This is a genomic window from Thermosipho sp. 1070, from assembly GCF_001682135.1.
Classification (GTDB): Bacteria; Thermotogota; Thermotogae; order Thermotogales; family Fervidobacteriaceae; genus Thermosipho; species Thermosipho affectus.
The window spans coordinates 472988-495908 of sequence record NZ_CP007121.1; the positions used below are offsets into that span (position 1 = coordinate 472988).

The following is a 22921-nucleotide window of genomic DNA, read 5'->3' on the forward strand; positions in this document are numbered from 1 at the left end:
CCTTCATTTAATTATTTCAACTCCCATATACGGTACTAATGCTTTAGGTACTGTAATAGAACCATCTTCATTTTGATAATTTTCCAATATTGCCACAAGAGTTCGTCCCACTGCCAATCCTGATCCATTCAATGTGTGAACAAAATGTAGTTTATTATCCAAACCTTTATACCTTATATTAGCCCTTCTTGCTTGAAAATCTGTAATATTACTACACGATGAAATTTCCTTGTAATCGTTGTAAGACGGCAACCACACTTCAATATCGTAGGTTTTTGCCGATGCAAATCCTAAATCTCCACTGCAAAGATTAACAACTCTGTATGGTAATTCTAATAATTGTAAAATTTTTTCTGCATCTCTTGTAAGTTGTTCAAGTGCATCAAAAGACTCGTCTTCATTTGTAAACCATACCAATTCCACTTTATCAAATTGGTGTTGCCTTATCATTCCTCTTACGTCTTTCCCATAACTTCCCGCCTCTCTTCTATAACAAGAAGTATATGAAACATATTTTTTTGGCAAATCTTTTCCACTCAAAATTTCGTTTGCGTGCAACGCGGTCAACGGGACCTCAGCCGTTGGAATTAAGAATAAATCATCTTTTTTTGTATTATACGCTTCTTCCTCAAATTTTGGTAATTTACCCGTCCATATCATAGTCTCTCTTCGAACAAGATGTGGAACCCACACTTCCGTATAACCATGCTCATTTGTATGTACATCAAGCATAAATTGAACTAATGCCCTTTCCAACTTTGCTAAAAGACCATACATTACGGTAAAACGTGCACCACTCAATTTAGCTGCCCTTTCAAAATCGAGCAATCCAAGTTCTGGTCCTATATCCCAGTGTGCTTTAGGTTCAAAATCAAATTTCCTGGGTGTTCCCCATCTTCTCACTTCTACATTTTCCGTTTCGTCTTTCCCATATGGTACACTTTTATGTGGAATATTTGGAAGTTCAAGTGAAAGATTTTTTATTTCCTCTTCCAATTCTTTTTGCTTTTCACTTAATCTTTTAATTGTATCACCAATTTCCTTACTCTTGTTTATTACACTTTTTACTTCTTCTTCTTTTTCTTCAGACTTTAGTTTAGCAACCATTTTAGATAGTTCATTTCTTTTAGCTTTTAAATTATTAACCTCCGTTAAAATTTTTCTCCATTCTTTATCTATTTCTACAATCTTATCTATTATATCTTTATCCATTCCTCTCTTTTCCAAAGCATCATAAAATATCTCAGGGTTGTTTCTCAAAAGTTTTATATCCACCATCCAAATCACTCCTCAAAAAGTTTTTTCAAATTTTTCTCATACGGCGGATAAACTACGCCCTTTTCTGTAATTATAGCCGTTACCAACTCTGCATCGGTAACATCAAACGCAGGATTAAATACTTTAACATTGTCTGGTGCAATTTGTTTTCCACCGCAATGTGTAACTTCTGTATGTTTTCTCTCCTCAATTGGAATATCCTTACCCGTTTTTGTATTTAGATCAATTGTACTCGTTGGTGCAGCAACATAAAACGGTATACCATGTCTTTTGGCCAAAACTGCAACCATATAAGTTCCTATTTTATTTGCAACATCCCCGTTTGCTGCTACTCTATCCGCACCCACAATCACTGCATTTATCTTTCCTAGTTTCATAGACCATCCAGACATATTATCACTTATCAACGTAACGTCTATACCATCTTTCATTAATTCCCATGCGGTCAATCTTGCACCTTGTAGGTAAGGCCTTGTCTCATCGGCAAAAACTTTAATTTTCTTTCCTTGCTCCACAGCGGCTCTAATAACTCCTAGTGCTGTTCCATAATCCACAGTCGCAAGTGCCCCAGCATTACAATGAGTTAAAACTGTATCACCATCTTTCAACAATTCTGCGCCGTATCTTCCTATAGCTTTATTAACCTCTATATCTTCTTTTGCAATATTTAATGCTTCTTCTTCGAGAAATTCAAGTAATCCTTGGGGTTTCCCAAACCCTATTAACGCTTTTTCCATTCTATCCAGTGCCCAAAACAGATTAACGGCTGTTGGCCTTGTATTTGCAAGTACTTCACGCACCTTTTTCATATTTTCAATAAATTTATCAAAATCTTTATCAAACATTTGTCTTGCCCCAAGCACATATCCAAAAGCAGCTGACGCACCGATTGCAGGAGCTCCCCTCACAATCATCTCTTTAATTGCATATGCTACCTCCTCATATGTTTTACAATGCATATATTCCTCTTGAAGTGGTATTTTCCTTTGATCAATCAAAATTAACTCATCACCTGTCCATTCCATTGTCATAGTCTTTAACTTCATATACAAACCTCCTTTATTTTTTCATTTATTAAATTATAACATATTTAATAAAAATGGCCCCGTTTGGGGCCTTATTTTACTTCGTAGTATATTTCTACCTTACTTTCATCCTTAAACTTCTTAAATTCGTTCTCAATAAAATTAGACCAGATAACTGACTTTTTGTTGTTTAGTAACTCTTTAAAAATATCTTCTTTTACATCTTCAAAACTTTTCGAACGCATAGGCATAATTTTTAACACTTTAAATACATAGAACTTATCTTCCACATTGATTGGACCTAAAATTGCTCCCTCTGATGCATTCTTTATATACATCCACAATTTTTCTGGAAAGATTTTTCCTTCTGGTAACCCTTCATAATGGTAGTCATTTAGCTTCAACTCTTTTGCCAGTGAATCAAAAGATTCACCTGAAATAATCCTATTTTTTACATCTTTTGCAAGTGACTTACTTGAAAAATTAAATATATAAATATCGTACTGAGTTGGAGTAGAGTATTTTTCTATATTTTTTTCATAATAATCCTTTGCTTCACTTTCTGTAACCGTTGCATCTTTTGCGACGAAATTAAACAAATTTTCAATAGATAAATTTACAAGCGTATTAAAGTACATCTTATTTTTAAAATCCTCAAGTGTACCCATATTTGCATATTGAAGGTACACATTAAACGTTTTTTCATCTATCCCCTGCTTTTTCAAATAATCTGCAAGTTGCTTATCAATTAAAGCCCTTACTTCTTCTTCACTGGGTCTTACATTGTATTTTTCTGCAAATTGAACTATTAAATACTTATCTATAAGTTGTTCTAAAACAGCTCTTTTGTATCTAAGTATAAGTTTTACTCCTTCTTCTGTATTGGAAAGCACGTTAAAAAACGTTTGATCAACCTGACTTATACTAACCATTAACTTTTGCACATCTGCAACACTATTTAACATTGAAAGCGTGATTTCTTCACCATTTACCATCGCAACTGTTGAGGTTGCAGGTAATTCTTCAGAAATAGCTATTACAGAGAAAAGCACTAAAAAAATAAAAAGAAATTTTTTCATAAATTCATCCTCCCTCATTTAACAACAATATTGAGCAACTTATTTTTCACATAAATTACCTTTACTACATCTTTCCCTTTTAAATATGAAGAAATTTTTGGATTCTCAAATGCTAATTTCTTTATATCCTCTTCATTTGTATCAACTTTTGCAAGTATTTTTCCCCTTACTTTTCCGTTTATTTGTATGATAATCGTAACTTCATCGACTTGCAAAGCGCTCTCATCATAACTTGGCCATTTTTCATTCACTATTAAAGTTTCGTTTCCCAAATCATGCCAAATCTCTTCTGCCATGTGTGGTGCAAATGGTGATAAAATGAGTGTTAATTTTTCCACTAATTCTCTAAGTAACGGTAGATTCAATTCCCTTGATTTATTCAAATATTCAGACAAACTATTGTTAAGTTCCATCAAACCAGCTATAGCGGTGTTAAATTTAAATCCTCCTTCTATATCTTCTGTTATTTTCTTAATTATTCGATGCAACTTTCTTCTCAAATCTTTCTCCGATTTATCTTTTAATTGGATATTTTCCGCTTTAACATCCTTTATTTTTGGCAAAATAGAATAAACATTGTTCCACAACCTCTTTAAAAATCTATTTACACCTTCTATTCCCGCATCACTCCATTCCGCATCCTTTTCAGGTGGAGCCATAAACAATATGTACGTTCTTAGAGTATCTGCACCATACTTTTTAATCATTTCATCTGGCGAAACCACGTTCCCCTTCGACTTACTCATTTTCCAACCATCTTTGTAAATCATACCTTGCGTAAACAGGTTCTCAAATGGTTCTTCAAAGTCTAAATAGCCCAAATCGTGGAGTACTTTTGTAATAAACCTGGAATACAATAGATGTAACACCGCGTGTTCCACTCCGCCAATGTATTGATTAACAGGCATCCAGTAATTTACATCTTCTTTATCAAACGGTTTATCTTCAAGCTTTGGATTTACATATCTTAAATAATACCAAGAACTATCGACAAACGTATCCATAGTATCCGCTTCACGTTTTGCAGGTCCACCGCATTTTGGACACGTGGTATTTAAAAATTGTTCATCTAATGAAAGAGGAGATTGCCCTGTTGGTAAAAATTCAACATCTTTTGGCAATTTTACTGGTAAATCTTTCTCTGGTACGGGAACAACTCCGCATTTTTCACAATACACAACGGGGATGGGTGCACCCCAATACCTCTGTCTTGAAATAAGCCAATCCCTTAATTTGTATTGAACACTTCTCTTACCAATACCTTCTTTTTCAATGTATTCTATTATCTTTCCAAGTGCTTTAGTACTTCTTATTCCATCAAAAGGGCCTGAATTAACCATAACTCCTTCTTCTTCATATGCTTTTTCCATCTTACTAGCATCTATCGAACTTTCTGGATTGTCAATAACTACCCGAATGGGAAGATTATATTTTTTTGCAAAATCAAAATCCCTTTGATCATGTGCAGGAACCGCCATTATCGCCCCGGTACCGTATTCGTATAAAATATAGTTTGCAACATAAATAGGTATTTTTTCTTTTGTTACAGGATTAATTGCATACCTTCCAAGGAAAAATCCTTCTTTTTCTGCTTCAAGACTAGTTCTTTTAAACCTATCTTCAAGCGAAACCTTTCTCAAAAATTTAGAAAGTTCTTCCTTTCTATCTTCTGTAACCAATGTTTCTACCAAAGGAGATTCAGGTGCAATAGCCATGAATGTTACTCCCCAAAGGGTGTCTGGCCTTGTTGTGAAAATCTTTATTTTCATATCCAAACCATCTACGGGGAACTCTATTTCAGCACCCGTACTTTTACCAATCCAATTTTTTTGCATCGTTTTTACATTCTCCGGCCAACCTTCCAATTTTTCTAAATCATTCAATAACCTTTCTGCATAATCTGTAATCTTAAAATACCATTGCTCCAAATGTTTCATTGTGACTTCTGTTCCACATCTTTCACACTTCCCATCCACTACTTGTTCATTTGCCAAAACAGTTTGACAACTTGGGCACCAATTAACCGCTGCCTTCTTTTTGTAGGCTAAACCATTTTTATACAACTTTAAAAAAATCCATTGGGTCCATTTGTAATAACTTTCTGTACATGTAATAACTTCTCTAGCCCAATCATAACTTATTCCAATCTTTTTTATCTGGCTTTTTATTATTTCAATATTTTTAAAGGTCCATTTCTCTGGATGGATCTTATTTTTTATTGCTGCATTCTCAGCGGGCAATCCGAAGGCATCGTAACCAAATGGATGTAAAACATTATACCCTTTCATCCTTTTATACCTTGCTACAATATCACCAATCACATAATTTTTCACATGACCTACATGCAATGTACCAGAAGGATACGGAAACATAACTAGGTTATAAAACTTTTTCTTTTCCGAACGCTGAGGGGTTTCAAAAACCTTTTCTTTATCCCATATTTCCTGCCATTTTTCTTCTATTTTACTTGGAATATACTCTTTCATGGAATCCCTCCTCTTTTATTTTCATTTTAATTTTATTATACTATAAATATAAACACTTAACAAATAAGATGTGAAGAGGTGAAAAGATGCCTAACATATTTTTTGGATATAAAGACAAAGAAAAATTCATATTTGACGAACATGAAACAAAACATTTTAAAACCATTAGAGTTAAAGAAGGTAAAATAATAAAGTGTACAGATGGAAAGGGAAATAAATATACTGTAAAAATTGAAAAAATTGAAAAAAAGAAATCTTTTGGAATCATTTTAGAGTCTAAACATATAGAGAAATTACAAGAAAAAAATTTAATATTATTTGCGCCATCTGGAAAATGGGAAAGACTTAGATGGTTAATTGAGAAATCAGTAGAATTGGGAGTTGATAAAATATACATTACTAAAACCAAATACTCAAATAGAAACTACACAGAAAAACCGGAAAAAATCGAACTTGTTATTAGAAACAGTGCAAAACAATGTACAAGAGTTTATTTTCCAAATTTTAGATTCATAACGTTTGATGAAATTCCAAAGTATGCAACACAAAATACTTTCTTTTTGGATCTTTCAGGTGAAAAAATACCGGAAAAATTTGATTCGAGCATATCTTTCATTGTTGGCCCTGAAGGTGGCTTTTCACCAAAAGAAAAGGAGTTTTTAACCAAAAACTTCAAATCTGTTTCGTTAGGAAAAAAAATACTGAGATTTGAAACTGCTGCCTTTGTATTCCTCAGTTTTGTAGCGATCAAATTAAACAAAATTTAAAAAGGGGGTGGTTATATGATTAAAGGTGAAAAAGTTTATTCCTACGTAAAATTTGAACATGAAATTGAACCCACCTACAGGGAAAAAATAGCTCTTGCAAAAAAAAGATCAAAAGTAAAGGAAATCCTCTTTGAAACTCTAAAAATTTTGCTTTCAAAAGTAGATGGAATATTTGAAAATTTAACACCAGAGGATGTATACCTTGACGGTAAAAACTTAAAATTTTCTAAAAAATGGCAGGAAGAAATTGAAAAATTTTCAAAAAATAGTGATCTGAACGCTATTATACAAAGAATTACAGAATCAGCCATACATAGAATTAAAAAAATAGAAAATGATGAAAACACGGATTATTTCAACATAAAAACAAAATGAGCGGCATTAACGCCGCTCATCTTTTAACAATCCATACACGTATATATCAAAGTACCTTCCCTGACTGTATTTTGCTTTTCTTAAAACACCTTCTTTTACAAATCCAAGCTTTTCCAATAAATAAATAGATATCTCGTTGTATTCATACACTTCAGCTGTCAACCTGTTTAAATTCATTTCATCAAATGCATAATCTATAGCTTTTTTCAATATAACCTTTCCATACCCTTTTCCTCGCATATCACTCCTTACATAATAAGTTATATACGCATTTCTATTAAAATAGCGCACATTAAAAGTTACAAAACCAATAGGAATACTTTCAAAAAAATTCAAAACCACCCTTCGTGGAATATCTATAATTCTTGTTTCAGAAAAGTATTTTAAATCATCACTTTCAATTTTTAACAACTCTTTATCTGATATTTCCATTATCATATTTTCACCTTAAAAGAATCTTGTAAAATCTGCAAACATAAAATAAAACGCAAGTGCCATTAATACAAAAAAACCAATTGTATGGACTATTGCTTCAATTTTTCTATTAACCTTTTTTCTTGTTATTATCTCAATTAAAGAAAATACTATTCTCCCACCATCTAGCGCAGGCAAAGGGAGTAAGTTAAAAATACCTAAATTAAGCGTAAACAATGCAACCACTGTTAAAATAGTCTCCCATCCCGCTTTTGCAGCTTCACCTACTATAACCGCAATACCTACAGGCCCTGCAACTTGATTTACACCTTTTCCTAAAAACAACTTTCCAAACGCTTTCCAAATGGTTTTTGCAGCTGAATTACACCTTTGGATGGCCAATGAAACAGCATCAAATAAATTTTTAGGTTTCAAATATTTCTGTTCTTGTTTAAAAAATCCAGGAGTAGTAATTAACTTTGAAAAATCTTCTCGTTTCATGTTTAATTTTTTTTCAATTCCATCTCTTATTACAACAATTTCTAAATTATCATCCAAGGGTAGCAACTTTGTCTTTATTTTATTTCCCCAAATATCTATATACATTTGGTTTTGTTTTAGCCCTAACCTTGAAACAAGGTTCAAAAGTGAAACATAATCTCTTATTTCCATAGAATTTACTTTAACTATTCGATCACCTGTACGAAACGGTGAAATATCTTTACTAATAACAGACTCGAATCCTGCATAATAAAAACCTATTGTAGGTCTTTCACCTACAAAAGAATAACTTACAACAACTCCAGATAAAGTATTTCCAAAATTATCTTCTAATTCAATAAATTCTCCATTTTTCAATTGCAAATTCACACCAGGAGTAAATCCATTAATCTTTTTCAAACTTCCTTTTATATCACCGTACACATCATCTAACACAAATATATATTCAGGCGGAGTAATACGTGGTGGAATAGAGATGGTAATTACTTTATCGTCTCTTAAGACTTGAAATTCCACAACCTTTCCCTTAGAAATTTGTTCACTAACCTCTATGGAATCAAACACCCTTTTTCCATTAACTTTCAAAATTACATCTCCGTCTTTCAAACCATATTCGGCAGCAGGAGAGTTATCAATAACCTTTCCCACAGTAACAGCAGGAACTCCCCAATTAGTAACTATAGGTATAAATAGTATATAAGCAGCAAGTATGGAAAATAAAGGTCCTGCAAAAGCAATTAAAAGTCTTTGCCAAGCTGGTTTTGCATAAAGTCCATCTTCTACTTCTTCATCAAAGTCCTCACCTTTTAATCTAACATATCCACCAAAAGGTATTATATTTATTCTAAACAAAGTCTCCTTAAACTTCTTTTTAAAAAGAGCCGGGCCAAAACCAATTGAAAATTCCAAAACACCCACTTTGAAAATTTTTGCAAATAAAAAATGTCCAAACTCATGTACAACAACGACAAACATAAAAACCAAAACAAAAGAAACAAACGTTAAAATACTAATCACCTCCGCATATTTGATTTTTTCCATTTCTTTTCGCCTTATAAAGATTTTTATCTGCTTCTTTAACGAAAGCCAACATAGACCTTTTTGGTTTACAACACACCCCAGCACTAAATGTAACTATATCAATCCCAAGAGACGACCAATTAAACTCTCTAACCTTATTTAAAACTCTTTCTAAAACGTGTTTTGCATCTCTACATTGTGTGGAAGGAAAAATAACAAGAAACTCTTCACCACCATACCTTCCAACATAATCACTATCCCTTAAATTTCCACTTATTATACCCGCAACTTTTTTTAAAACTTCATCTCCTTTAATGTGTCCATACTTATCATTTACTTTTTTAAAGTCATCTATATCTATCATAGCAACTGACAAAGGAATCTTTTGCCTCAAAGACATACGAAGTAATTCATTTAATTTTTCCATTATAAACGCCTTGCTGTAAACTTTAGTCAGCGCATCTTTCTCTATTTTTGACTTACTTAAGTTATACTCGTTCAAAAGTTTTGCAACCAAAGATAACGGTTGAACAGCTGTAGATATTAAATTGTAAAATTCATTTTTTCTTTTCACACCTTCAAGTAGTAAAACTGCTTGTTCATTACCCTTATACGCTAAATTGATGGTGATAAATTCCTTTAATTTTCTCCCTTGATTGTTGTAATTTCCATTATAATACCAGTTTAAAGAAGTTACAGGCTTTTCAAATGCCGACATTAAGATATCTTTTACATTCTGTTTATTAAAGAAATCATCATCACCAGAAAATGAATAAACTCTTGCATTTTCAATATTTAAAATCAAAACATGTAAAGATATGATTCCAAAGATTTCATTCAAAAGAAAATAAATTCTCTCAAATAAATATCTTTCATCTTCTAGATATTCTAAAAAACTATATATCTCGGAAATAAATAACTCATTTCTCAAACTCTCTTCAAGAATATCTAGAAGATCTCTAAAAGATCTCTTTTTCAAATTAAAAACTTCATAATTTAATTCTAAATGATAATCATTATCCAAAAAATTCTTTAATTCACTTAAAATTAACTCTCTATCAATAGATTTTTTCAAATAAAGATCTACACCACTTTTAATTGCCCAAAATTTATTTATAGTCTCATTTTCCGCAGTTATAATAACTATACCTACGTTTTTAAATTGCGGATATGAACGTATAAAACGTGCTACGTGAATTCCGTTCATTTTGGGCATTGTATAATCTACTATTACTACATCTGGAAGAATTGAAAAAAATTTATTCAAACCATCTAAACCATCAACTGCAACTTCTACCTCACAACCTAATTTACCTAACTCAAACTTAAAAAATTCCCTCCAAAGTTTACTATCATCAATAACAAGTACTTTCTTCACAAATTTCTCTCCTTTACTATTTCTTTTAACTTCTTCACTATTTTACCATCAAATTTTCCATTTTCTACGTCTTTTTCTAACAAGACAAATATATCTTCAACTTTAAACCCCTTTATTTTCATAGTATAAAATGCATCCACAACTGATATTATCCTACTTTCTATCGGAATTTCTTCATATTTTAAACCAAGATATCCATTCCCGTCACACCTTTCATGATGATACAAAACAATATTTGCTATATCTTTAAAAAATCTAAATCTATTTAAAAGTTCATAACCATAACTGACATGTTCTTTTATCTTATCTAACTCATCTTTAGTTAACCTACCAGTTTTTTTTAATACTCTATCACTAATCATTATTTTCCCAATATCATGCAAAATCGCCGCTTTCCATGTTTTCTCAGGATCTACTCCAAATTCCTTTGCAATCTTTTTAGAAAGCTTTGCAACTACCTTTGAGTGTTTCTTTCCTACTCTTTCATCAACACTCACCGCAAAGAATTCTAAGACCTCAAAAAACATCTTATTAAAATCATTTTCAAGTACTTTTAAAATCAAAAAATTACCAAAAATCTTCCCAAAAATATCAACATACTTTGGTAAATTCAAATCCCCTGAAACAAATGAGTCCAAACATATTGCACCCATTCTTTCATTTTCAACATATATTGGAATAACATACAAAGATTTTATCTTATCACTTCCTATTTCTTTAAATTTTTCGCTAAAACCTTCCTTCTTATTTAACTCTCTTAAAATATCACCTTTTACATATCCTTCATACTTTAGTGCTAAAACATTGTCTTCATTGCTAAATTCAAATTCCTTTAATTTTTCATCATATCCAAATTGTGCAAAATACTTGTATTTTTTGTTTTGTTTTAAAATAATGCTTCCCGCATTTACGTTTTTAAATAAGGAAATTATCTTTTCTAAAATAAATTGAGCTATATTTTCCACACTATCTTTTGGATTTATTTTTGCTAAAATCTCGTATATGGAAATCAAAAATTTATTAAGTTCTTCTACTTCTTTTTTTGACTTTTCGATATCTTCCATAGATTTCAAAATTTCCTCTTCATTCTCTATAACAACCTCTTGTAAATAGTTTATACTCCTTTTTATACTTTCAAATTCCTCAAATTCCATATCCTCCTCAATTGGAGAATATTCAAGATAATTTTGAAAATAATTTAAACTTCCCTCAATTTTTGCCAATTTATTAGTTATATTTAAAAAATCTTTGTAAACCGTTCCTCGTAAATTAAAAAACATTAAAAAATATATTATAAAAAACAAAAACGAAAGAATTAAAAATGTTAAAATTTCAAAGGAAATATCTTTAAAAACGTATATCACTTTTCCAGCATATTCAAAACTTGAAACCACGGAAAATAGTCTTTTTTCCCTAACAGGTGTTACAAACAAATTATTCCCACTTTTTTCTTCTAAAAATTTAAATAACGATTTATCGCCTTCTTCTAACTCACTTACAAGTATTTTGGATATTATTTCCACATTGTTTTTTTCAATATAAAATAGTAAAATTAGAGTTGAGATGGTAAATATTAAAAATAGAAAAATCAAAAGTAAAAAATTTTTTCTTAGATTTAAGAGGAAAAAATCAGGGATTTTCATACTATCACCTCAACAAATATTTTATCACATAGGAGGATTGAAATGAAAAAAGAAATTAATATAGGCAATGTGAAAATAGGTGGAAAAAATCCAATTGTCATTCAATCTATGACAAACACAAACACGGAAAATATTGAAGAAACACTATCACAAATAAATAGATTGTACAAAGCAGGCTGCGAATTAGTAAGAGTTTCAATTCCAACATTTGAAGCGGCAATAGCACTTAAAAATATTACAAAAAAATCTCCAATACCTGTAATAGCTGATATACACTATGACTACAAACTTGCAATAGAAAGCATTAAAAACGGTGCCAAAAAGATTAGAATAAACCCTGGAAATATAGGAAATAAAGAAAAAGTAAAAGAGATAGTAAAAGTTGCAAAAGAGTACAATATACCAATAAGGGTTGGAGCAAATTCTGGTTCAATTTCAAATGAATTTGCACACCTATCAAAAGTTGACGCACTTTGTGAATCTGCACTTAAAGAAGTTAAAATTTTAGAATCTTTGGGATTTTATAATATAGTAATATCAGTAAAGAGTTCAGATGTAAAAGAGACTATACAAGCATACGAAAAAATTTATAACATCACAGAATATCCATTACACTTAGGAGTTACAGAAGCAGGCACATATGAATGGGCTTTAATAAAATCATCCATTGCACTTGGATATCTTCTATACAACGGTATTGGAGATACAATTAGAATTTCAATTGCCGGTGATCCTGTAAACGAAGTAATTGTTGCAAAAAAAATACTTATATCTTTAAATTTAAGAAAAGGCCCACAAATAATTGCCTGTCCAACTTGCGCACGCACAAATATTGACGTTGAAAATTGGGCAAATATCTTGGAACAAAGATTTTCAAACAAAAATATTAAAATAGCGGTGTTGGGATGTGTCGTTAACGGGATTGGCGAAGGAAAAGATGCGGATATTGGAATAGCAGGTATTCCAAATGGATTTATATTATTTAAAGACGGGAAAATTATAGGGCAATTCAAATCTGAAGAAATAATAGATGTATTGGAAAAATATATCAATACAGGGGAAGAAAAATAAACCTTTTCTTGTTAATAGTAGATATTAAAAGATATTTTCTAGACTTCAAAAAAATTAAATTTTCACTTCCCAATCTATTTAATGCAGATCTTAAAAAATATGCATTAGTTATTGTTTGAAATTTTTCAGGCGATGAAATTTCAAGATGACCTTTATATTCCATATCAGATGAAGATGCAAAAAAGAATAATCCTGCTGAATTACCCGCCAACTTTAATCGAGAATACCTACCAGAAATCATAGATCTTCTTAAAAATCTTTTTAAATTTTTCAAGCTAATACGCATAAATTCTTTTGCGTTGGAAAATTCTTCTTCAAGTAAATAAATCATTTCTTCATTCAGATTTTCACCACATACATTAAAAAGTTGATCACTTTTTAATACCATATGTCTTAATCCATATCCCAATTCAATTTCTCTTCCTTTCAACAACTGTAGTGCTTTTATTAGATGTCTTGAAGAATAATACGGTATTCTCCATGAAAAAGTAGAACTTTTTTTATCCCTTCTAACATAATTAATTATTCCATTATTTTCAGCAACCAATCTAAAACCATTACCAAAAAATAAGTCTACAAAATTCCCTTCTTCAAGGTGCGAAGATACAAAATCAAGGTCATTTAAAAATGTACTTCTTGAAATATCTAAAAGTTTTTCATACCTATCTTCAAAATCTTTCAAATGAAAATCCTCAATTTTTAATTTTAAATTCTCATCTTTTGCCTTTAAAAATACATATCTACCATCTGAATAAATATTTATATCTCCTGAAAGTTCATATACAAAAAATTTTAAAATATCAAGTGGTAAAGTAAATGAAAGTGTAGTTGGATTCATTTCAGAAACAACAAATTTAACCGTCAAACAACCATCACTACCAAACATGCTTAAATAACCACTATTGTAGGAAAAACCAACTTTTCTATTTATTTTTTCAACACTTCCCACCACTTTGTCTATTAACTTTAGGGCTTTCTTCATTTCGTCAACATTTATTTTTAATCTCATACATTCACCTCTTTATATAATTCTACAATAAAAAGCTTCCTTCTCAAACAGGATAAATATATGCTAGACTCTAAATTTACAATTAACAAATTGTACAATGATACTTGATTATCGAAGAAAAATATGATATAAAAGTAATTGAAAAATTTGTGGGGGGAAAAGTATGAAAATTTTATTCTTCAATAAAAGGGAAAATAAATATTACATAAAAAACACCTAAAAATGGGGCTTTTGGCCCCATTTTCTTTATTTTTCAGGGGGGGTGAAAGTATAAAAATTTACGATCCTTTTGAAAAAAAGATATTCTATGAAGATCTTGAATTCCCAGAAAAAGTAAAAGGAAAAAACTTAATATGCGTTCCCACCTTTTTTGACTTTCACACACATGTTAGATTATTAAAAAATCAAGAAAACTATGAATCTCTGCAAAAGGCATGTATTGCCGGTGGATTTTCGGAAGTATTGATACAACCAAATACAAATCCACGTCTTGAAACAAAAGAAGTACACAAGACACACGAACAGTTAACTAAAAAAACTTATGTAAAATTTTATAGAACCACTTCTTTATTTGGAAACCAAGAACCTTCAGGAAATATCCTATGTTATTCGACAGACGGAATTGAATATACATACAATGATTTAGTTAAAAATTTTTCCAAAAAAACTCCTGCTTTAGTTTTGGACCACAGTCAAATATTTGAAAACAAAGGAATGTTCTATAGAAAAATAAACAATATTCCCAAAAGACCAATAACAAATGAAGCAATTGCCATATCTAGAACTGTACTTACAGGAATTGAGTTTAACTTTAAAGATTTTCACATACAGCACGTTTCTTCAAAATATTCCATAGAAATTATCGATTTTTTAAAAAGATATGCCTATATAACCTCAGAAGTAACTCCTCATCACTTATTAATTTCAAATGAAGACATATCAAATTCAAATTTTAAAATTAATCCTCCACTGTGTGATAGGAAAACAATAGAATTTTTAAAAACAGCTGTAAAAAAAGATAAAATAGACATACTAGCCACCGATCACGCTCCCCATCCGAAAAAACCAGATGACTTTGAAAAAGCACCATATGGTACTTCAAATATAGAAATAGCATTTTCTGCTTTTTACACCGCACTTGAAGATGTTTTCTTAGTTGTTGATAAACTGTGCAAAAATCCAAGGAAAAGATTGGGAATAAAATACAAATTTTCCCATGAAAATTTAGTAATAATAGATCTAAACCAAACCTATATAGTGGATAGCAGCAAATTTTTAAGTAAAGGAAAAAATTGTGCATTTGACGGCATGAAACTCAAGGGGAAAATAATCGGAGTAAAAATAAAAGGACAATGGGGGTATTGGGATGGAGAATACTTACTTGACTAAAAAAGATGTTATTAAATTAAACAAAGACACTTATATAGTTACATTTGAAAACATAAAGTTCGAATTAGGTCAATTTATAATGATCGAAACAAAAAATTTAGTAAGAAAGCCTTTTATACTTGGCACTTGGAATAACCACCCTGCAATTTCCGTACAAATTAAAGGTAAAGGAACCGAATACATAGTAAAAACACAAAATAATATAAAGGCCCATTTTCCACTTGGAAAAAAATTTATCCCACCGTCTGGAAAAGGAATGGTAATTATTTCTCCAACATGTATAACCCTTGCAAATTTAATAACAAAAGAATATAACTGTGATGTACTTGTTGGCAGTAAAACACCTCTTGAATACAAAATACCATTTGAATTTGCAACAGGTGATGTGGAATTTGCAAACAAAGTTGAAAAATTAAAAAAATACGACTGGTATTTAATATCAGGATCAAAGGCAATGGAAAATTTTGTGCTTTCCAAAATTGAATCAAATAACATTTATGTATCTTTAGAAGAATATATGGGATGCGGAATTGGAGCGTGTAAAAGTTGTGCAGTTTTTACAAAAAACGGGGTTAAACATATATGTACAGATGGCCCCATATTTAGGAGGGATGAACTATGAATCTTAATCCACCGTTAATTATAGCCTCAGGTCCTGGAGGAAATGGGGAATATTTAAAACTAATAAATCCAGAGTATATAGGAGCTTATACGTTGAAAACTGTAACTTTAAATCCAAAAAAAGGTAATCTTCCTCCAAGAATGCGAGATAAAGAACATTTTGTAATTAACAGTATTGGCCTTGAAAATCCTGGTATAAACCATTTTATTGAAAATATAGAAAAATATAAATTAAATGTTAAAACTATATTAAGTCTTGGTGGAGATACAAAAGAAGAATATATAAAGATTGCAGAAATTATTGCTCCATATGCACAATATTTTGAAGCAATAGAATTTAATTTTTCCTGTCCAAATGTGAAAAAAGGAGGATTATCGATTATATCAGATAAAGACGAATGGGAAGAAATTTTAAAAAAAGTAAGAAAAATACTTCCAAATACCTTTTTAATTGCTAAATTAAGTATAGAAGGAAACTTTGTAGAAACTTCTTCACAAATAGTAGCCAAACACAACTGGGAAGGAATAACCCTAATAAATTGTGTAAGAGGATTAATAATAGAAAATGGGAAAGTAATTACAGGAGGAATTTCCGGTCCAATTCTAAAACCTATCTCATTACGTGCAATATATGAAACAAGGAAAAAATTAAAAGATATCTATATAATAGCTTCAGGTGGAATTTATACGGAAAAAGATGCAGATGAATTTCTAGAAATAGGTGCAAACGCTATTTCCATAGGAAGTGCACTCTTTAAAGATCCAAATGTTGTTGAAAAAATAGGAAAATATTTGAAAGGAGTGAAAAAATGATACCAGTATTAAGTTTGGATATGCAAAAACCATTGGAGTTTATAAAAGAAGTAGGTAGCTTCGAAACAGTAAAAGTAGGGCACAATCTTGCAATTAACGGTAGAAAAATTCTTGATGAGCTCTACAATCTAAACCTCAAGGTCATATTAGACTTAAAATTTTGCGATATTCCTTCTACAGTAGAACGTTCAATAAAAAGTTGGGACCATCCTACAATTATTGGTTTTACAGTCCATAGTGCAGCAGGTATAGAAAGCGTAAAAGCTGCTTTAAATGCAACAGATAAATTAATATTTTCAGTAATCAAACTAACATCACAAGAGGGAAGTTTGGAAAGCTACATTGACAAAATTTTTGAACTAGAAAACTTAAAAAGTTCATTTGTTCTTCCAGGAAAATGGGCAATAAAGTTGAGAAAAAAACTTACTGGAAAATTTTTAGTACCTGGCATAAGGATGGAAGTAAAATCAGATGATCAAAAAGATGTTATAACTCTTTCCCAAGTAGAAAATATTGCAGATTTTGTAGTACTTGGCAGAGAAATTTATCTTTCGAAAAATCCAAAAGAAAAAATTCAAAAAATAAAGGAGGAATTAATATGAAAATAGAAGAAATTTTAAAAACAACAGGAGCCCTTTTAAATGGTCATTTTATCTTATCATCCGGTAACCATTCGGAAAAATACATTCAATGTGCAAGAATATTTGAGTATCCAAAATATGGAGAATTAGTAGGAAAAATGCTAGCAGAAAAATTGGAAAAATACAACCCTGATCTCATAATCGGCCCCGCTATGGGAGGAATACATATAGCATACATAGTAGCAAAATACCTAAATAAAAGAAATATTTTTGCAGAAAGAGAAAACAAAAAAATGACATTAAGAAGAGGCTTTAAAATAAACGAAGGAGAAAAAGTAGCAATAGTAGAAGATGTAATAACAACGGGAAAATCAGTAAAAGAAGTAATAGAGATAGTAAAAGAAAGTAAGGGAAAGGTATGTTGTATTGGTTCAGTAATAAACAGGTCTGATAATAATCCATTTGAAGTACCATACGAATATCTTTTAAAAATCAATATTCCAATATATAAAAAAGAAGAATGCCCATTATGTAAAGCACAAATTCCTGCGGAAAAACCAGGAAGTAGATTCATAAAATAAAAAAAGCAGGCGAAAGCCTGCGAAAAAAAAAATAAACCCGGGCGATACCTACTCTCGCAAGGGGCGTACCCCTTACTACCATCGGCCCAAGGCGGCTTAACGGCCGGGTTCGGGATGGAACCGGGTGGTTCCCGCCTTGGTATCGTCACCCGGGAAACCTTTGGTCACTCAAAAATGCATAGGGTTCACGTAGAGGTGAAGGCCTCGGCCGATTAGTACCGGTTGGCTCCACGCATTACTGCGCTTCCACCACCAGCCTATCTAGGTCCTCTTCTCGAACCGGCCTTACTCCTTTTACAGGATGGGAGGTCTCATCTTGGGGCGTGTTTCCCGCTTAGATGCTTTCAGCGGTTATCACTTAGGAGCGTAGCTACCCGGCGTATGCCCTTGGCAGAACAGCCGGTACACCAGTGGCTCCCTCACCCAGGTCCTCTCGTACAATGGGCGAGCCCCCTCAAACCTCCTACGCCCGCAGCAGATAGGGACCGACCTGTCTCACGACGGTCTGAACCCAGCTCACGTACCCCTTTAATAGGCGAACAGCCTAACCCTTGGGACCTGCTTCAGCCCCAGGATGGGATGAGCCGACATCGAGGTGCCGATCCTTGCCGTCGATGTGAACTCTCGGGCAAGACTAGCCTGTTATCCCCGGGGTAACTTTTGTCCGTTGATCGACGACCCTTCCACTCGGAGTCGCCGGGTCACTAGGACCGGGTTTCCCCTCTGCTCGACCCGTCGGTCTCGCAGTCAGCCCAGCTTATGCCCTTGCACTCTACGGTGGATTTCCAACCCACCTGAGCCGAGCTTCGCGCGCCTCCGTTACCCTTTCGGAGGCGACCGCCCCAGTCAAACTACCCACCTGGCACTGTCCCTCGCTTGCTCTTCACAAACGCAGGTTAGAACTCCAGTACACCGAGGGTGGTATCCCACCAGCGGCTCCCCCGACCCTGGCGAGCCGGGTTCTTCGCCTCCCACCTATCCTGTACACAGTGCACCAAAGCCCAATACCAGGCTGCAGTAAAGCTCCACGGGGTCTTTCCGTCTAGCTGCGGGTACTGGGCATCTTCACCCAGATTGAAATTTCACCGGGCCCCCTGCCGAGACAGTGCCCCAGTCGTTACGCCATTCATGCAGGTCGGAACTTACCCGACAAGGAATTTCGCTACCTTAGGACCGTTATAGTTACGGCCGCCGTTTACCGGGGCTTCGGTTCGGGGCTCTCACCCCTCCCCTTAACCTTCCGGCACTGGGCAGGCGTCAGTCCCTATACTTCCTCTTACGAGTTCGCAGAGACCTGTGTTTTTGGTAAACAGTCGCCAGGGCCTTGCCTCTGCAACCGCCTCGGCCTCCCCCAGTTTCCAGGTCTCCCCTTCCCCTGGGTTCAACCTACCGCGGCACCCCTTCTCCCTAAGTTACGGGGTCAATTTGCCGAGTTCCTTGGCAAGGGTTATCCCGCTCCCCTTAGCTTTCTCAGCCCGCCTACCTGTGTCGGTTTGCGGAACGGGCACCCGCATACCAGTTAGCGAGGCTTTTCTCGGCAGTGTGGGATCAGCCCCGTCGGACCATACGGTCCTCCCCTTCACGGCTCAGCTCAGACAGCGGATTTCCCTACTGCCCTCTACGCCTAACCGCTTGGAAGGCCTTGCCACTTGACCTCGGAACTTACCCTCCTGCGTCCCCCCGCTACCTATCAGTATGCAGGTGGTACCGGAATATTAACCGGTTCCCCATCGGCTACCCCTCTCGGGTTCACCTTAGGCCCCGACTAACCCTGGGCGGACGAACCTTCCCCAGGTACCCTTAGGCTTCCGGGGGGAGAGATTCTCACTCTCCTCTCGTTTACTCATGCCTGGATTCTCTCTTCCGCCTCGTCCAGTGGCTCTCTCAAGTCCACCTTCTCCCTATCGCGGAACGCTCCCCTACCACCAGCATATACGCTGATCCGCGGCTTCGGGGGATGGCTTCAGCCCCGGTACATTTTCGGCGCTGTGCGTCTCGACCGGTGAGCTGTTACGCACTCTTTTAATGATGGCTGCTTCTAAGCCAACATCCCGGTTGTCTGGGACGCACAACTTCCTTCCACACTTAGCCATCTCTCCGGGCCCTTAGCCGTCGGTCTGGGTTGTTCCCCTCTCGTCTGTGGAGCTTATCCCCCACAGGCTCACTCCCAAGATTTGTGTGCAGGCATTCGTAGTTTGACAGGGGTTGGAGGTCACCCCCCTAGCCCTATCAGCGCCCTACCTCCTGCACAGACCTCTTGAGGCTGCACCTAAATGCATTTCGGGGAGAACCAGCTATCACCAGGTTCGGTTAGCTTTTCACTCCTACCCACAGCTCATCCGAGGATGTCTCACAATCCACCGGTCCGGGCCTCCAGTAGGTTTTACCCTACCTTCACCCTGGCCATGGGTAGCTCACCCGGCTTCGGGCCTGCCGCACCTGACTCCTCGCCCTATTCAGACTCGCTTTCGCTACGGCTCCACCTCTACCGGCTTAACCTCGCCAGGTACGACAACTCCCAGGCTCATTAATCAAAAGGCACGCCGTCACCCCTATACGGAGCTCCGACTTCTTGTAGGCACGCAGTTTCAGGTCTCTTTCACTCCCCTTCCGGGGTGCTTTTCACCTTTCCCTCACGGTACTGGATCCTCTATCGGTCGGCAGGGAGTATTTAGCCTTGGAGGGTGGTCCCCCCTGATTCCCACGGGATTCCTCGTGCCCCGTGGTACTCGGGATCAAGCCCCAGAGAGTCCTTACCCTTTCGCCTACGGGACTTTCACCCTCTCCGGTAGGCCTTCCCAGACCTTTCGGCTAGAGTAAGAATTTTTTACTCCCCGGCTCACGCCCGGACTTGTCCCACTACCCCGACGATCCCTCGCCGGTTTAGGCTCCTCCCCTTTCGATCGCCTCTACTCAGGGAATCTCGTTTGATTTCTCCTCCTCGGGGTACTGAGATGTTTCACTTCCCCCGGTTCGCCCCCTCTCGGGTGTGTAGCCTCACCAGCTACACAGGTTGCCCCATTCGGGTATCCCGGGATCTACGCTCGCTTGCAGCTCCCCCAGGCTTTTCGCAGCTTGCCACGCCCTTCTTCGCCTCCTGCCGCCTAGGCATCCACTGCGCGCCCTTATCACCTTCACCTCTACTTCCCCTATGCATTTTTCAATGACCATGCCACTCAAAAATAGATAGCAGCTCCGCTTACTCTCCTTAGAAAGGAGGTGATCCAGGCGCACCTTCCGGTACACCTACCTTGTTACGACTTCGCCCCCCTCGCCAGCCTCGCCCTCAGTAGCCCCCCTCCTTCTCAGGTTGGAGTAACCACCTTCGGGCGCTGCCAACTCGGGTGGCGTGACGGGCGGTGTGTACAAACCCCGGGAACGTATTCACCGCGGCGTGGCTGATCCGCGATTACTAGCGATTCCGACTTCATGCAGGCGAGTTTCAGCCTGCAATCCGTACTGCGAGTGGGTTTCAGGGTTTCGCTCACCATCACTGGCTCGCATCCCGCTGTCCCACCCATTGTAGCGCGTGTGTCGCCCAGAGCATAAGGGGCACGAGTATCTGACGTCATCCCCTCCTTCCTCCGGCTCGTCGCCGGCAGTCCCCTTAGAGTCCCCGGCCTAACCGCTGGCAACTAAGGGCAGGGGTTGCGCTCGTTGCGGGACTTAACCCAACACCTCACGGCACGAGCTGACGACGACCGTGCACCACCTGTGCCGGCTCCCTCACCTCTCGGCGAGAGTCCCTCCCCTTTCGGGTCAGTACCACCAGCATGTCAAGCCCTGGTAAGGTTCTTGGCTTAGCGTCCAATTAAACCACACGCTCCACCGCTTGTGCGGGGTCCCGTCAATTCCTTTGAGTTTCACCCTTGCGGGCATACTCCCCAGGCGGCCCACTTATCGCGTTCGCTTCAGCACGGAGGAATCACTCCCCCACACCTAGTGGGCATCGTTTACGGCTAGGACTACCCGGGTATCTAATCCGGTTCGCTCCCCTAGCTTTCGGGCCTCAGCGTCAGGTACGGCCCAGGAGACCGGCTTCCCCACCGGCGTTCCTGCTGATATCTACGGATTTCACCCCTACACCAGCAGTTCCGTCTCCCTCTACCGCCCTCAAGTCGCGTGGTTTCCAGCGCAGTTCCACAGTTGAGCCGTGGCTTTTCACACCGGACTTCCACGACCGCCTACGCCCCCTTTACGCCCAGTAAATCCGGGTAACGCTCGCCCCCTACGTATTACCGCGGCTGCTGGCACGTAGTTAGCCGGGGCTTCCTAGTGGGATACCGTCATCGGTAAGACTTTCCACTCCTTACCTTATTCGTCTCCCACCACAGCGGTTTACACCCCGAAGGGCTCCTTCCCGCACGCGGCGTCGCTGGATCAGGCTTCCGCCCATTGTCCAATATCCCCCACTGCTGCCTCCCGTAGGAGTAGGACCCGTGTCTCAGTGCCCTTGTGGCCGGCCATCCTCTCAGACCGGCTATCCGTCGTAGGCTTGGTGAGCCTTTACCTCACCAACTACCTGATGGAACGCAGGCCCATCCCTCAGCAGAGCTTTACGCCCCTTTCTTCGCTAGTACCTCTCCCTAGCGAACGTATGGGGTATTAGCTGCAGTTTCCCACAGTTATCCCCCTCTGAAGGGTAGGTCACCTACGCGTTACTCACCCGTCCGCCGCTCAGTCTACTAACCTTCACCCCGAAGGACTCCAGTTAGCAGCTTCGCTCGACTTGCATGTGTAAGGCACGCCGCCAGCGTTCACCCTGAGCCAGGATCAAACCCTCCATCTCTATCTCGGGCTCGTCCTTCTTATCCGCAGAGCTGCTATCTATTTTTCAATGACCTCCTCAACCTCGCGTCTTCTAATTTACCATACTTATCTTTTTCTGTC

Annotated in this window: 17 protein-coding genes and 3 rRNA genes; 8 read left to right on the forward strand and 12 right to left on the reverse strand. The window is 36.7% G+C overall.

The annotated features are described in order from the left end of the window. Positions 1–3: 3 nt before the first annotated feature. The 4 genes from serS to leuS all read right to left on the reverse strand — a co-directional run bounded on the left by serS (position 4) and on the right by leuS (position 5868). On the reverse strand, positions 4–1278 hold the full coding sequence (gene serS / locus Y592_RS02380; protein ID WP_075665465.1) for a serine--tRNA ligase: 1275 nt from the start codon (positions 1276–1278) through the stop codon (positions 4–6). Positions 1279–1283: 5 nt separating this feature from the next. Next, on the reverse strand, positions 1284–2324 hold the full coding sequence (gene mtnA / locus Y592_RS02385; protein ID WP_075665466.1) for an S-methyl-5-thioribose-1-phosphate isomerase: 1041 nt from the start codon (positions 2322–2324) through the stop codon (positions 1284–1286). Between the two features lie 71 nt (positions 2325–2395). Then, positions 2396–3382 carry a peptidyl-prolyl cis-trans isomerase gene (locus Y592_RS02390; protein WP_075665467.1) on the reverse strand — a complete coding sequence of 329 codons (987 nt, stop codon included), beginning with the start codon at positions 3380–3382 and terminating at the stop codon, positions 2396–2398. A gap of 14 nt (positions 3383–3396) precedes the next feature. Then, entirely contained in the window at positions 3397–5868 is a 2472-nt protein-coding gene (gene leuS / locus Y592_RS02395; RefSeq protein WP_075665468.1) for a leucine--tRNA ligase, read from the reverse strand. A gap of 86 nt (positions 5869–5954) precedes the next feature. Between leuS and Y592_RS02400 the strand changes: the two genes are divergently transcribed. Beyond that, positions 5955–6635 carry a 16S rRNA (uracil(1498)-N(3))-methyltransferase gene (locus Y592_RS02400; RefSeq protein WP_075665469.1) on the forward strand — a complete coding sequence of 227 codons (681 nt, stop codon included), beginning with the start codon at positions 5955–5957 and terminating at the stop codon, positions 6633–6635. A 15-nt stretch (positions 6636–6650) separates the two neighbouring features. Continuing rightward, on the forward strand, positions 6651–7010 hold the full coding sequence (locus Y592_RS02405; protein ID WP_075665470.1) for a hypothetical protein: 360 nt from the start codon (positions 6651–6653) through the stop codon (positions 7008–7010). A gap of 6 nt (positions 7011–7016) precedes the next feature. Here the strand turns inward: Y592_RS02405 and Y592_RS02410 are convergent, their stop codons facing one another. The 4 genes from Y592_RS02410 to Y592_RS02425 are packed head-to-tail and all read right to left on the reverse strand — an operon-like array spanning position 7017 to position 11966. After that, positions 7017–7448, reverse strand: a complete 432-nt coding sequence (locus Y592_RS02410) for a GNAT family N-acetyltransferase (protein WP_075665471.1) — start codon at positions 7446–7448, stop codon at positions 7017–7019. A gap of 9 nt (positions 7449–7457) precedes the next feature. Then, the gene (locus tag Y592_RS02415; RefSeq protein ID WP_172799328.1) at positions 7458–8966 is read right to left on the reverse strand and encodes a M50 family metallopeptidase; all 1509 of its coding nucleotides are present in this window, start codon (positions 8964–8966) and stop codon (positions 7458–7460) included. Continuing rightward, positions 8935–10323: a GGDEF domain-containing response regulator gene (locus Y592_RS02420; RefSeq protein WP_075665472.1), complete on the reverse strand. Its 1389-nt coding sequence runs from the start codon at positions 10321–10323 to the stop codon at positions 8935–8937. Before Y592_RS02420 ends, Y592_RS02415 begins: the two co-directional genes overlap by 32 nt. Then, positions 10320–11966, reverse strand: coding sequence for an HD domain-containing phosphohydrolase (locus tag Y592_RS02425; RefSeq protein WP_077287165.1), 1647 nt, complete (start codon positions 11964–11966; stop codon positions 10320–10322). The genes Y592_RS02420 and Y592_RS02425 overlap by 4 nt, the downstream gene beginning before the upstream one ends. A 42-nt stretch (positions 11967–12008) precedes the next feature. On the opposite strand from Y592_RS02425, the gene ispG reads away from it, so the two are divergent. Beyond that, the gene (gene ispG, locus Y592_RS02430) at positions 12009–13037 is read left to right on the forward strand and encodes a flavodoxin-dependent (E)-4-hydroxy-3-methylbut-2-enyl-diphosphate synthase (protein WP_075665474.1); all 1029 of its coding nucleotides are present in this window, start codon (positions 12009–12011) and stop codon (positions 13035–13037) included. Here the strand turns inward: ispG and Y592_RS02435 are convergent. Next, complete coding sequence (locus Y592_RS02435; RefSeq protein WP_075665475.1) at positions 13015–14046, reverse strand: hypothetical protein; 1032 nt, start codon at positions 14044–14046, stop codon at positions 13015–13017. The genes ispG and Y592_RS02435 overlap by 23 nt on opposite strands. A 231-nt stretch (positions 14047–14277) precedes the next feature. On the opposite strand from Y592_RS02435, the gene Y592_RS02440 reads away from it, so the two are divergent. From Y592_RS02440 to pyrE, 5 genes are read left to right on the forward strand one after another with little or no spacing between them, the layout of a single operon-like run. Further along, positions 14278–15435, forward strand: coding sequence for a dihydroorotase (locus tag Y592_RS02440; protein WP_233120222.1), 1158 nt, complete (start codon positions 14278–14280; stop codon positions 15433–15435). Continuing rightward, positions 15413–16057, forward strand: coding sequence for an iron-sulfur cluster-binding protein (locus tag Y592_RS02445; RefSeq protein WP_075665476.1), 645 nt, complete (start codon positions 15413–15415; stop codon positions 16055–16057). The genes Y592_RS02440 and Y592_RS02445 overlap by 23 nt, the downstream gene beginning before the upstream one ends. Further along, positions 16054–16869: a tRNA-dihydrouridine synthase gene (locus Y592_RS02450; RefSeq protein ID WP_075665477.1), complete on the forward strand. Its 816-nt coding sequence runs from the start codon at positions 16054–16056 to the stop codon at positions 16867–16869. The genes Y592_RS02445 and Y592_RS02450 overlap by 4 nt, the downstream gene beginning before the upstream one ends. Further along, entirely contained in the window at positions 16866–17471 is a 606-nt protein-coding gene (gene pyrF / locus Y592_RS02455) for an orotidine-5'-phosphate decarboxylase (RefSeq protein WP_075665478.1), read from the forward strand. Before Y592_RS02450 ends, pyrF begins: the two co-directional genes overlap by 4 nt. After that, positions 17468–18031: an orotate phosphoribosyltransferase gene (gene pyrE, locus Y592_RS02460; RefSeq protein WP_075665479.1), complete on the forward strand. Its 564-nt coding sequence runs from the start codon at positions 17468–17470 to the stop codon at positions 18029–18031. The genes pyrF and pyrE overlap by 4 nt, the downstream gene beginning before the upstream one ends. A 36-nt stretch (positions 18032–18067) precedes the next feature. Here pyrE and rrf read toward each other — a convergent pair. The 3 genes from rrf to Y592_RS02475 all read right to left on the reverse strand — a co-directional run bounded on the left by rrf (position 18068) and on the right by Y592_RS02475 (position 22820). Further along, positions 18068–18184: ribosomal RNA gene (gene rrf, locus Y592_RS02465) — 5S ribosomal RNA — on the reverse strand. Positions 18185–18223: 39 nt separating this feature from the next. Next, a 23S ribosomal RNA gene (locus Y592_RS02470) occupies positions 18224–21170 on the reverse strand. Positions 21171–21243: 73 nt separating this feature from the next. Then, positions 21244–22820, reverse strand: a 16S ribosomal RNA gene (locus tag Y592_RS02475). Together the 16S, 23S and 5S rRNA genes form the textbook arrangement of a ribosomal RNA operon. Positions 22821–22921: the final 101 nt, after the last annotated feature.